This window comes from Nitrospirota bacterium (assembly GCA_037386965.1).
Classification (GTDB): domain Bacteria; phylum Nitrospirota; class Thermodesulfovibrionia; order Thermodesulfovibrionales; family JdFR-86; genus JARRLN01.
On the sequence record JARRLN010000068.1, the window covers coordinates 1 to 11,850 of the forward strand.

13 protein-coding genes are annotated in these 11,850 nt (G+C 65.0%); 8 read left to right on the forward strand and 5 right to left on the reverse strand.

Annotated features, from left to right (window positions below; translation table 11 throughout):
- From P8Y39_10035 to P8Y39_10050, 4 genes are all read left to right on the forward strand, one after another.
- Positions 1-549: hypothetical protein (locus tag P8Y39_10035; protein MEJ2192663.1), on the forward strand; the 549-nt coding region annotated here is incomplete at its 5' end.
- A 128-nt stretch (positions 550-677) separates the two neighbouring features.
- A complete protein-coding gene (panB, locus tag P8Y39_10040; protein ID MEJ2192664.1) occupies positions 678-1,478 on the forward strand; it encodes a 3-methyl-2-oxobutanoate hydroxymethyltransferase in 801 nt (266 codons plus the stop codon).
- 18 nt (positions 1,479-1,496) lie between these two features.
- Entirely contained in the window at positions 1,497-2,264 is a 768-nt protein-coding gene (thyX, locus tag P8Y39_10045; protein ID MEJ2192665.1) for an FAD-dependent thymidylate synthase, read from the forward strand.
- Between the two features lie 13 nt (positions 2,265-2,277).
- Positions 2,278-3,048, forward strand: a complete 771-nt coding sequence (locus tag P8Y39_10050; GenBank protein ID MEJ2192666.1) for an AAA family ATPase — start codon at positions 2,278-2,280, stop codon at positions 3,046-3,048.
- 86 nt (positions 3,049-3,134) lie between these two features.
- Here the strand turns inward: P8Y39_10050 and P8Y39_10055 are convergent, their stop codons facing one another.
- Positions 3,135-3,737: a hypothetical protein gene (locus tag P8Y39_10055; GenBank protein MEJ2192667.1), complete on the reverse strand. Its 603-nt coding sequence runs from the start codon at positions 3,735-3,737 to the stop codon at positions 3,135-3,137.
- A gap of 263 nt (positions 3,738-4,000) precedes the next feature.
- Between P8Y39_10055 and P8Y39_10060 the strand changes: the two genes are divergently transcribed.
- Both P8Y39_10060 and P8Y39_10065 read left to right on the forward strand, forming a co-directional pair.
- Complete coding sequence (locus P8Y39_10060) at positions 4,001-4,339, forward strand: TusE/DsrC/DsvC family sulfur relay protein (GenBank protein MEJ2192668.1); 339 nt, start codon at positions 4,001-4,003, stop codon at positions 4,337-4,339.
- A 219-nt stretch (positions 4,340-4,558) separates the two neighbouring features.
- Positions 4,559-5,803 carry a hypothetical protein gene (locus P8Y39_10065; protein ID MEJ2192669.1) on the forward strand — a complete coding sequence of 415 codons (1,245 nt, stop codon included), beginning with the start codon at positions 4,559-4,561 and terminating at the stop codon, positions 5,801-5,803.
- Here the strand turns inward: P8Y39_10065 and P8Y39_10070 are convergent.
- Both P8Y39_10070 and P8Y39_10075 read right to left on the reverse strand, forming a co-directional pair.
- Entirely contained in the window at positions 5,784-6,488 is a 705-nt protein-coding gene (locus P8Y39_10070; protein ID MEJ2192670.1) for a hypothetical protein, read from the reverse strand. The two genes, P8Y39_10065 and P8Y39_10070, sit on opposite strands and share 20 nt — an antisense overlap.
- The gene (locus P8Y39_10075; protein ID MEJ2192671.1) at positions 6,488-7,222 is read right to left on the reverse strand and encodes a TlyA family RNA methyltransferase; all 735 of its coding nucleotides are present in this window, start codon (positions 7,220-7,222) and stop codon (positions 6,488-6,490) included. The genes P8Y39_10070 and P8Y39_10075 overlap by 1 nt, the downstream gene beginning before the upstream one ends.
- 80 nt (positions 7,223-7,302) lie before the next feature.
- On the opposite strand from P8Y39_10075, the gene P8Y39_10080 reads away from it, so the two are divergent.
- Both P8Y39_10080 and P8Y39_10085 read left to right on the forward strand, forming a co-directional pair.
- The gene (locus tag P8Y39_10080; GenBank protein MEJ2192672.1) at positions 7,303-8,742 is read left to right on the forward strand and encodes a serine/threonine-protein kinase; all 1,440 of its coding nucleotides are present in this window, start codon (positions 7,303-7,305) and stop codon (positions 8,740-8,742) included.
- 14 nt (positions 8,743-8,756) lie between these two features.
- Positions 8,757-9,119 (forward strand): FHA domain-containing protein, encoded by a 363-nt coding sequence (locus P8Y39_10085; GenBank protein ID MEJ2192673.1) that lies wholly within the window; start codon positions 8,757-8,759, stop codon positions 9,117-9,119.
- Positions 9,120-9,127: 8 nt separating this feature from the next.
- Here the strand turns inward: P8Y39_10085 and dxs are convergent, their stop codons facing one another.
- Together dxs and P8Y39_10095 are read right to left on the reverse strand one after the other, a co-directional pair.
- Positions 9,128-11,014: a 1-deoxy-D-xylulose-5-phosphate synthase gene (gene dxs / locus P8Y39_10090; GenBank protein MEJ2192674.1), complete on the reverse strand. Its 1,887-nt coding sequence runs from the start codon at positions 11,012-11,014 to the stop codon at positions 9,128-9,130.
- Entirely contained in the window at positions 11,014-11,847 is an 834-nt protein-coding gene (locus tag P8Y39_10095; protein MEJ2192675.1) for a polyprenyl synthetase family protein, read from the reverse strand. Before P8Y39_10095 ends, dxs begins: the two co-directional genes overlap by 1 nt.
- Positions 11,848-11,850: the final 3 nt, after the last annotated feature.

Sequence of the window (11,850 nt, forward strand, 5' to 3'; positions counted from 1 at the left end):
GGAGGGATATCGAACGTGGCGTGCACGGACTGCCATCTGGGCAACGAGGTCGACATTCACCCCCTGGCATGGGACGAGTTGGTTTACGCCCGTCACGCCGGTTACGTGGAAACCAACGGGACGTCTTCGTGCGCCCTGGGCGTCTGCCACGGCCAGTCTTTGACCGGGGTGCAAGACAGCGGGCCTTCGTGCGTAACGGCATGCCACCTTGGAGACGCAAGCTCCATCCATCCCGTGCAGTGGGGGGACTTTGCTTATGCCCTTCATGACACCTTCGTGCAGCAGAACGGCCCCGAAGCCTGTGCAAATGGCGTCTGCCACGGCGCGGGCCTGGACGGTGTGACGGAGAGCGGGCCCGCCTGTGACAGCTGCCACCTCGGAGGCGATTTCTCCGTGCATCCCCTTGACTGGACCGGAGATATTACTGCACACGGCGACTTCGTGGCCCTTAACGGTTCGAGCACGTGCGCAAACGTCGTATGCCACGGCCGAAACCTCGAAGGCGTGCTCTCAAGCGGTATCAGCTGTTTCGCTTGTCACACCTTCTGAAGCCGTTTCTTGCCCTTGCATGCCGCCCGCTCCGCAATTCCCTGGGGGCCGGGCGGCTTTTTTTGCCGGGCTCTCCCTCCATCCATACTGCACAGGCCGCAGTCCCCTTTGTGGTAAAATGAAAAACCATGGCGAAACGGACCGTCTCAGAGCTTGTCGGGATGAAGGCTTCGGGGGAAAAAATAACCCTCATCACCGCCTACGACTACCCTTTCGCGCGGATAGCGGCCGAGGCCGGGGTGGACGGCCTTGTGGTGGGCGATTCCCTGGGGATGGTCGTCCAGGGCCTTGAGAATACCCTTCCCGTGACCATGGAGGAGATGCTCTACCACACGCGCATGGTGGCCCGCGGAGCGGGGGACGCGCTGGTCATCGGCGACATGCCCTACATGTCCTATCAGGCGAGCGTGGCCGAGGGCGTGCGCAACGCGGGGCGCTTCATCAAGGAGGCCGGCGCCTCGGCCATAAAGCTCGAAGGGGGAGCCGAAGCGGTGGAGCACATACGGGCCATGACCCGCTCGGAGATACCCGTGATGGCCCACATAGGGCTTACCCCCCAGGCCATCCACCGCATGGGCGGCTACAAGGTGCAGGGGCGCTCCGACGCGGCCCGGGAAAGGCTCGTCGAGGAGGCCCACATGGTGGAGGACGCCGGAGCTTTCGCCCTGGTGCTGGAGGCCATACCCATGGGCCTCGCCGAAAAGATAACGCGGGAGGTCGCCATCCCCACCATCGGCATAGGGGCCGGGCCTCACTGCGACGGACAGGTGCTGGTCCTGCACGACGTGCTCGGGCTCTTCGAGAGGTTTGTCCCCCGCTTCGTCAAGCGGTATGCCAACCTCAGGGAGGAGGCCCTTCAGGCCATCGGGCGCTACAGGAACGAAGTGGCCTCGGGAGCCTTCCCCGCAGAAGAGCAGAGCTTCCAGTAACGCACGCCAGGGGGTTTCATGAAGCAAGCGAAGCAGAAGGTCATCCTTCTCAGGCATACGCCGAATCCGGAAGAAAGCGTGGCCCTGGCCGCCAAGCTCTGCTACAGCGCCGTGGACATCGGCGAGCTGAAAAACAGGATTCAGCGGAACGACCAGCGGTCTTTCGTCAAGAAGCTCATGGACATGGGACACATGACCCCCGTGGAGCACGCCTCCTTCACCTTCGCCGTGGAGGGCATCTCCCGGGCCTGCTCGCACCAGCTCGTGCGCCACAGGCTGGCCTCCTACTCGCAGCAATCGCAGCGCTACGTGAGCGAGGAGGCCGGGTTCGACTATGTCGTTCCGCCCTCCATAGGCCGGGACCCGGAGCTCAAGAAACATTTCAAGCATTTCATGAGCACGGCCCAGGACGCCTATAACACGCTGGTACGGAAGCTCAACGAGCGGGGCGTCACGGGGGAATCGGCCAACCAGGACGCCCGCTTCGTCCTTCCCAACGCCGCGGAGACGAAGATCGTCCTCACCATGAACGCCAGGGAGCTCCTGCACTTCTTCCGGCTGCGCTGCTGCAACCGCGCGCAGTGGGAGATTCGGGAGCTTGCCGAAAAGATGCTCGCCCTGGCCAAGCGGGCCGCGCCGGTCATCTTCGAGAAGGCGGGGCCGGGCTGCCTCTACGCCCCCTGTCCCGAGGGCGCGTACTCCTGCGGAAAGGTGCGCGAGGTCAGGGCCAAATACGGCGTCTCCGCCGCGTCCAGGGCGGCGGCCAGGGGACGCAAGGCCCCCTAAGGGAGCACATGCGATGGCTTACGTGATAGCTTTTGCCGGCAAGGGCGGCACCGGAAAGACGAGCATCGCCGCCCTGACGGTGCGATACCTCAAGGAGAAGCGCCGCGGCCCCATCCTGGCCGTGGATGCCGACAGCAACGCCTGCCTCAACGAGGCCCTGGGGGTGGAAATCCACGCCACCATCGGAGGGCTGAGGGAAGACTCCCTCGCCGCGGTCCGGGGCGGGGGGGACAGGCCCGGCGGCATGAGCATGGAGCAGCTCTTCGACTACCAGGTGCAGCAGTCCCTCATCGAAGCCGGGGGCTTCGACCTCATGGTGATGGGACGCCCCGAGGGCCCCGGCTGCTACTGCGCCGCGAACAACATCATCCGGAAATACACCGACAAGCTCTCCGAGCAGTATCCCTACGTGGTCATCGACAACGAGGCGGGCATGGAGCACCTCTCGCGGAGGACCACCCACGCCGTCGACCTCCTCGTGGCGGTAAGCGACCCCACCGTAAAAGGCATACAGACGGTCAAGCGCATCCTTGCACTGGTGGAGGACCTCAAACTCGAGGTCGACCGCCGCGCGGTGCTCATCAACAGGGTCTCGGGGCCGGAGGCCGATGGGCAGCTGAGGCGCTACGCCCAGGGCATCGGCGTTTCCGTCTCGAGCATTATCCCCCAGGACGACCGTATCTTCGAGTTCGACCTCGAGGGCAGGCCTATCATGCATCTGCCCCCGGAGTCCACGGCTCTCCAGGCCGTCTTCACTTTTCTGGACGGGCTCGAAATTCCCTGAAAGAGGAGGCGGAGCCGGGGCGGCATCAGGAAATCCCGGTCATGCGAAATCGGGGGGGCGCCGGAAGGCGCCCCCTGAAGGTCTGTCTACTTGCCGGCGCCCTGGGACTCCTTGCAGATTTCCTGCCTCAAGTTCCACATCTCGTTGCGGAGTTTCTCGAGCTCCTCGGGCTTCGTCTTGGGGTTTCTCATGGCCTCCATGTAGTCGAACATCCTCATATGGAGGTTCTTCCTGGCCGTTTGCGTCTTGTCGAGGAAGTTCCGGCACTCCTCACTGCCCCAGTTGCCCCAACAAGGCCCCATGCAAGACGCCATGCCGTAACCCCAGCCGGGCCTCATGCCGTAACCGTAACTTGGCCCCATCATGCCGGGTCCCATGCCATAGCCGTAACCTGGCCCCATCATGCCGGGTCCCATGCCATAGCCGTAACCCGGCCCCATCATGCCGGGTCCCATGCCGTAGCCCCAACCCGGCCCCATCATGCCGGGCCCCATGCCATAGCCCGGTCCCTGACAGCCCCAGCCAGGGCCCATCATGCCCCAGCCCGGCCCGTAACCGTGGCCATACCCCGGGCTCTCCTGCTGCTCCTGGGCTCCCTGCATCATCCCCTGGCCTCCGGGACCCATCTGGGCCCAGGAAAAACCGGCGAGCAAAAGGATGAACAAGACCGCGATGAGAAACCTTTTCATGACCCCTCCTTGCACAGTTGCACGGCTCACCTGTGTACGCGAGCTCCCTTGCCTGCATAAAGAGTATCACGACCCCGACCCAAACGGAAGGGGAGAAACAAGGCGGAGAGAGACTTCCGCTGGAGGCGCCTCTTTTTCGTTGACACCCCCGCACGGAGTAGGATATTCTTTCGGACCGGCGCTTTTGACAGGCAAAGCCGGACATGATACTCTTTTTATCAGGAAACTGCACCATCCGCCCATAAAACCGAAAGGAGGGACGAATGCCCGAGATCGAGTATGATGGCGGGAAGGTCAAGGTGGACGCGGAGGGATACCTCGTGAATTTCGACGACTGGAACGAGGACGTCGCCCGGGCCCTGGCCAAGCGGGAAGGGATTGGAGAACTGAGCGCGGACAGGTTGGACATCCTGAAGTTCATCCGGCAGTACTATACTGACTATGGCTCCTATCCGGTCTTCGGCGCCGTCTGCCTGAACGTCATGCAGCCGAAGGATTGCGTCACCAAGAAGTTCATGAACCCCATACAGGCATGGAGGGTAGCGGGCATCCCCAACCCGGGCAAGGAAGTGGAGACCTACCTCCACCACGAAGTCGTCTAGCTCGGAAATAATGCGGCCGGCTTTCTTCGCACCGGCCCCCCGGCCGTCTTTGCAGACGGCCTTTTGCGTGGTCCCGTCCTCACCCTCCGTGGTACAATTCTTTTCCATGCCCTCTCCGTGCCCTGATTGCCCACAGGGGGCCGATATCATGGAAGGCAGCACCGGCTCTCCCTTGCCCGGAGCAAGGCGCCCAGCCGGGTCTCCCGGGGAGTGCCTCCCATGACTTTATGGGAGGCCTCGCTCTCTTGGCAACTTCCCGCGCTGTTCGCCCTCGCCCTCGGGGTCTCCTTCCTGTCCTTCGTCCCCGAAGGCGGCGCTTCGAGCCGGTGGCTGTCCTTTCTGCTTGAGAGCTGGCCGGGAATCGTCCTGCTTTCAAGCTTTCTTCTGAGCCTCACCCTCTACACGGCGGCGGCTGCGGTGCGGAGCCTGAGCGTGCGCGGGAACACACCAGAGGAGATGGAAATCCAGGGCACGGCCCCCCTGCCCGCCGGCGGCATGGAGGACGTCACCGGATGGATGAGGCGGAAGGGGTTTCGTCCCCGTGCCCTGGGCGAGGCGGTCCACGCCACGAGGGGCAGGTATGCGTTTCTTCCCGGCACGGTATTCCGGTGCGGCCTCGTGCTGGCCCTGGGCGCCCTCCTGGTGAGCCACCATGTGCGCAGAACGGAGAAGGCGTGGTTTCACGAGGGAACGGTGCGCAGCCTTCTCGGTCAGGAGCTGCGCATGCAAAGCATCCACGCCGTCTCCCCCGGAGAAATTCTCGTGGAGCCGGGAAAGACCGGCTCCGTTGGGTTCAGGGAGGTCTCCGCCCGCGTGCGTGCCGGGGGAAAAGACCGCGTGATAGGAAACGGCCTTCCCCGAAAGGTCGGGGACAGATGGCTCCGCATCACCCACACCGGGTATTACCAGCCCCTCTCGGTGCTGACCGCCGATGCCCGGCACCGGCTGCTTCTGTACCTGGACCTCCTGCCGCCGGGGAGGCGAAAGACGGTGCGTCTCAAACCGGAGGGGATGCGGCTCCTCATGGCCCTGGCACCGGAGAAGCCCGGGAGCTCTCCGGGCGTCCTGTACGACCCGGGCAACCCCCGCTACAGCCTTACCCTCGAGAAGGCCTCGGGAGAGGCCGACCGGGCCTACGTGCGCCCGGGAGAGCATGCTGCACTGGGTGGCGCTCTCATCTCCCTCGGACGGCACGCTCTCTTCGTGGAGGTCCGGAGCGTTCGTGACCCGGCCCTTCTCTGGCTTTACGCGGGGATAGGCTTGGCAGCCCTGGGTCTGGGCCTTCTGCCCTTGAGGCTCTTCTGGTTCAGGAGAAGCCTTTCGGCCAGGGCCGAGGGTGGCGCGGTGCTCGTGGGGCTAACTCAGGAGCTTTACCGCAAACGGGCGTCCCTCCTCTTTCGCCTCTGGATGTGGGAGCTGGAGGGGGAGGAGAGCAAAGGCGGCCCTACTGCTTCAGGGTCTTGACGAATTTGCGGGCCAGCGCCCGGACGGCCTCCGGAACGTTCTTGTTCTTCTCCAGTTGCTGGATGTCCCGTTTCTTCAGCCCCGGCACAAGCTTCATCGAGATTGCCACGGGCGTTTTGGGATTTGTGACCAAGGCGAGCTGCACGGTGTAGCTCTTCATCCACTCCCGGTTCCGCGCGACGACCCTCAGGGCATCCTCCACAATGGAGCGGTTCCGCGCAATCTGCTCCACCTCCGGTTCGGTGAGGCGGGGATTTTCCAGCACGGAGAGGACGACCATCTTGTTTGAGTCCTTGAGCAGGATGCCCCGGGCCTCCGTACCGCCCTTCAGGGCGAGTTTTATCTTCTCCGAGACGCTCAGCTTCTGAATTCTTTTGACGAGGCGGTCCTCCCGGACCTTCTCCTGTATTTCCCGTGCGCGCTTTTCAGCCTCCCTGCGCTTCAGGACCGCCAGGTCCTCGGCGCCGTGGCGGGGCAGATGCAGGATGTCCGCAGCCCGGGAGCGCACCTCATCGGGAGTCGCCGGATGGTCATAAAGCAGCCTGACGACCTCCGGACGAGCCTTGTTGCTCTCCAAGAGGTCGGTGAAGACCCCGGGGTCCGCGGACTCGTCAGCGAAAAGCCCCACGGTCTCCACCGACGAGGACGACAGGTCAGACCCCTGCTTCTCTTCGGGCTCCTGCATCAATCCTCCTTCACGCCGTAGAGAAGATATTCCACGTTGCCCTTCTGGCCCCGGAGGGGCGATTCCATCACCCCCCGGACCCGAAGACCGGCAGCCTCCAGGGACGACCGTACCGCCTCCACCGCCGCTCTCCTCTTCTCTTCGTCCCTGACGATGCCCCCCTTGCCCACCTCGCCTTTGCCGACCTCGAACTGCGGCTTCACCAGGGCCACCACCTCGCCTCCGGGCTTGAGAAACTCCATGACCCGGGGAACGACCAGCCGCAGGGAGATGAAAGAGACGTCCACCGTGGCCGCGTCCACCGGCTCCCCAATCCGGTCCCTCTCGAGGTACCGTATATTGCTCCTCTCCACGAGCACCACCCGGGGATCCTGCCTGAGCTTCCAGTGCAGCTGCCCGTAGCCCACGTCCACGGCATAGACCCGCTTGGCCCCCGCCTGAAGCATGTAGTCCGTGAAGCCGCCCGTCGAGGCCCCGACGTCCATGGCCACCTTGTCAGTGAAGTCAATCCCGAACTCCTGTGCCGCGGCCTGGAGCTTGAGCCCTCCCCTGCTTACGTAGGGGACCTCCTCGCCCATGACCTCCACGGCCGCCGTCTCCGGGACCTGTGCGCCGGCTTTCCTGACCGGCCCGCGGTCCACGAGGACTCTGCCTTCCATGACAAGGGCCTGGGCTTTCCGTCTCGTCTCTGCGAGCCCCCTTTCCACAAGCAGCACGTCGAGCCGCTTCTTCATAACGTTATAATACAAAACAGGCCAAAAAAAGGGTGCACAGCGTCACTGTTTTCCCCGGGCCCTCCGTGCAGAATAAGGCGATGGCATCCGACGCGTCAAAGAGGCGCTTCCCCCTCTCCCTGGGGGTACGTGCCGCGGAGCTGGTCCGCCGCGCCCTCCTGGGGATTCGTCTTCTGCCGGGTCTTCTCCGGAAGCCCGCGCTTATCCGCCGCTGGGTCCTCGCGGCGCGCGGCGCCCAGGTGGCCCTTCTGCTGGCCGCCATCCTCGTTCCCACGGTGCTTACCGGAACCCTGGATGCCGTGGTCGAAAAGCTCCATACGCCTACCACGACGGAGAAAATCCTCGGCTTTTTCAACACCCAGGTCAGCTCCCGGCCGGGTGACTCGGTGCGGCTCTGGGGCCGCGTCGTCCTCTGGTCCGCCTCGGGCGGCCTGGTGCTCCTGCTTCTGCTGTCCCGCGTACCCTCCACCCTCAAGGAAGCACGGGCACTCTCGGAAAAAGACGAAGAAGAAGCCGACGCCCTCGCGGAGCGCAACCCCCGGGAAAGCATGCTCCTTTATGGCCGGGCCCTTGCCCTGGCCGCCGAGTCCAACCGCACCTGGAAGCTCCGCCGGAAGATGGACGCCCTTGACAGCGCGGATGGAGCTTCAGCCGTCGGGAAGACCGTCATGGCGGCCCCAGCCCGGAAGGTGGGAGACGAGGGCCGCTACAGGATACGGGAGAACCTGGGGCGGGGGAGCATGGGCATCGTCTCCAGCGCCCACGACACCGTTCTTGAGCGCGCCGTCGCCCTCAAGGAGATTTCCCCGGTCCTCGCCCACGACCCCGAGCTGATGAGCCGTTTCCGGCGGGAGGCCCAGGTGCTCGCCCGGCTCTCCCATCCGGGGATAGTGCAGATACACGATTTCATCGAGGAGGAGGGCCGGGCCTGGATCGTGATGGAGCTGGTGGCCGGGGGCGACCTTTCCACCCTGTTGAAAAGCCAGGGGCCTCTTCCCGCAGAGAAGGCGGCCGGCCTGGGCTCCCGGATGGCGGAGGCCCTGGCCTATGCGCACCACCGGGACGTCGTGCACAGGGACTTCAAGACGTCCAACGTCCTTCTTACACCGGACGGCTCGCCAAAGATTACGGACTTCGGCCTTGCCCGCCTGGCCCGCGCACACCAGCTCACGCAGGAAGGGACGGCCATGGGGACCCCCGCCTACATGAGCCCCGAACAAGTGGAAGGCCGCACGGCCGACGCCCGGAGCGACATCTATTCCCTGGGTGTCGTCCTCTATGAGATGCTCACCGGGCGGGTTCCCTTCAGAAGCGAGGATCTGGCCGGGGTCATGGCCCAGCACCTGACCCAGGAGCCCGAGCGCCCCGGCGCGCTGGTACCGGGGCTTCCGGAGGAGCTGGAGGACCTGGTGCTCCGGATGCTTGAGAAGGCCCCCGCGCACCGGCCCCAGGACCTTGCCAGCGCGCTGCCCGTCCTGGCACGGCACGGAGCCCGGTCCCTGGAAGAAAGAACACCATAAAGGGAGCAACGAAAATGGCAAAGCTCATCGTCAAGCTCAAGGACAAGACCCTTCACGAGATCATCCTCCTGAAGGACGTGACGACCATCGGCAGGGACCCTTCGAACGACATCCGCCTGAACAACATGGCCGTCTCGCGCTTTCACGCGAAGCTCTACCGGCAGGGTTGGCCCTTTTACGTCGAGGACCTGAAGAGCACCAACGGCACCTTCCTCAACGGCAAGCGCGTGCCCTGGAAGGAGCCCCTCGCCCACGAGGACAAGATAAAGGTGGGCAAGCACACCCTGGTGTTCATCCAGCAGGAGACGGACTACGGAAACGGGGGGGCGCAAGGCCCGCGGGTGGACGATACCATCTGCATCCCGGGCAGAGGGTAGGCGGCCTCTCAGGAGACGCGGGAGCGCACGGGAGCGGCCGACTTCCGGAGAAAGGCCAGGGCCCTGGCGTAAATCCCTTCGGCGTCCAGGCCGTAGCGGCGTCTGAGCTCCGCCTGGGTGCCCTGCTCCACGAACTCATCCGGTATGCCCAGCATGTCCACGCTCACGCCGGTCAGCCCCGATCTGCTCAAAAGCTCCAGGACCGAGCTTCCGAACCCTCCCAGCAGGGCGTTCTCCTCCACCGTAAGCACCCGGCCGCAGACGGAGGCCACCCGTGAAATCGTGCCCTCGTCCAGGGGTTTCAGAAACCGCACGTTGACCACGGTGGGGTGGACGCCTTCCTCTTCGAGCCGTGCGGCCGCCTCCACGGCGGGCGTTACCATGTTGCCCACGGCCAGAATGGCCAGCTCGGCGCCCTCGCGCAGCACTTCGCTTTCTCCCGGAACGACGGGCGTGCCGTCCGGAAGCTCCTCGGCCTTGCCCCTGGGGTAGCGGATGGCCGTGGGGCCGGGGTGTGCGAGGGCAAGGGCCAGCATCTCCTTCAGCTCCGTGCCGTCCCGCGGGGACATGACCGTGAGGTTGGGGATGTGCCGCAGGTAGGAGATGTCGAAGGCTCCGTGGTGCGTGGGGCCGTCCTCCCCGACGATGCCGGACCTGTCGATGGCGAAGACCACCGGAAGGTTCTGCAGGCAGACGTCGTGGACAATCTCGTCATAGGAGCGCTGAAGGAACGTCGAGTATATGGCAACCACGGGCCGCGCCCCCGCCCGGGCGAGCCCGGCGGCGAAGGTGGCCGCGTGGGGCTCGGCGATGCCCACGTCGTAGAACCTCTCGGGGAACCTCCGGGCGAAGGCCGTCAGCCCGGTGCCCTCCTTCATCGCCGCGGAGATGGCCACCACCGCGGGCCTTTCCTCCGCAAGCTCCGTCAGGGCCTCGCCGAAGACATCGCTGTAGCTGGCCGCCCCGGAGGAGAGAGGCGAGCCCGTCTCCAGCTCGAAGGGACCCACGCCGTGGAAGGAGCAGGGGTCCTGCTCGGAGAACCCGTAGCCCTTGCCCTTCTTGGTGATGGTATGCACGAGGGTGGGCGCGGCCGTGTCCTTTACCTTCTCCAGCGTCCTGATGAGGAGGTCCACGTCATGCCCGTCTATCGGCCCGACGTAGGTGAAACCCAGCTCCTCAAAGAGCATCCCCGGAAGGAAAAGGCCCTTCAGGGACTCCTCCGCCCTCTCGGCGAAACGGGCGACGGGAGCACCCACCCGGGGTATGCCCCCGATGAGCGCCTTGAGGTCCTTTTTCATCCGGTTGTAGACATCGCCGGTGAGGATGCGGTTCAGGTAGCGGGAGAGCGCGCCCACGTTGGGCGATATGGACATCTCGTTGTCGTTGAGGACGACGACGAGGTCCTTGCCCAGCTGCCCGGCGTGGTTCAGGCCCTCGAAGGCGAGGCCCGCGGTCATGGCCCCGTCGCCGATGACGGCGATGACCTTGTGCTGCTCGCCCCTGAGGTCCCGCGCCTCGACCATCCCCAGCGCCGCGGAGATGGACGTGGAGCTGTGGCCCGTCCCGAAGGCGTCGTGGGGGCTCTCGGAGACCCGCGGAAAGCCTCCGAGCCCGCCGTATTTCCTCAAGGTGTGAAAGCGCTCGTATCGGCCCGTCAGAAGCTTGTGGGGGTAAGACTGGTGGCCGACGTCCCAGACGATCCTGTCCCTGGGGGAATCGAACACGCAATGAAGGGCAATGGCCAGCTCCACCACGCCCAGGCTCGATGCCAGGTGCCCGCCGCCGGCGGATACGCAGGTGATGATGGTGTGGCGTATCTCCTCGGCCAGCTCTTCGAGCTCGCTTGCGCTCAGGCCCTTGATGTCTTCGGGTCCCTTTATGTCCTTCAGGTGCATCAGTGCGTTCTCCTCAGCATGTACCGGGCAATCTCGCCCAGGTGTTCGGCCCGCCCTCCCAGGGGCTCGACGGCCTCGACGGCGGCGGCTATGAGCTCCGCGGCCCTCCGCATGGATTCATCGATGCCGTACAGAGCGGGATAGGTCATCTTGTGCCTGTCCTGGTCGGAGCCCACGGGCTTCCCCATGACGGACGCATCTCCCCTTACATCAAGGATATCATCTATGATTTGAAAGGCAAGCCCCAGGTTCCGCCCGTATGCGCTCAACGCACCCATCTCCGCCTCGCCGGCCCCGGCCAGGATGGCGCCCAGGCGCACGGAGGCGGCTATGAGGGCCCCGGTCTTGTGCTCGTGGATGTATCTCAGCGTTTCGGGGTCGGGCTCGGCACTCTCCGAGAGGATGTCCTGCACCTGCCCCCCCACCATGCCCCGCGGCCCGGCGGCCAGGGCCACTTCGCGGAGCCCGGCGAGGACCCTGTCCGTGCCGATGCCCTCCGCGTCCAGCATCATCAGGAAGGCCTCCGAAAGCAGGCCGTCCCCGGCCAGGATGGCCACGGCCTCGCCGAACACCTTGTGGTTCGTCGGCTTGCCCCTTCTGAGGTCGTCGTTATCCATGGCCGGCAGGTCGTCGTGGATGAGCGAGTAGGTGTGAATGGCCTCCAGGGCGGCGGCACAGCCCAGGACGTCCTCCGCCCGGCCGCCGCAGACCTCGTAAGACGCCAGGGCCAGCACGGGCCTCAAGCGTTTTCCCCCCGCAAGGAGGGAGTAGCGCATGGCCTCCAGAAGCACGTCGGGAACCGAAGGGACGGGCCCTCTCCAATAGGCCTCCAGGTA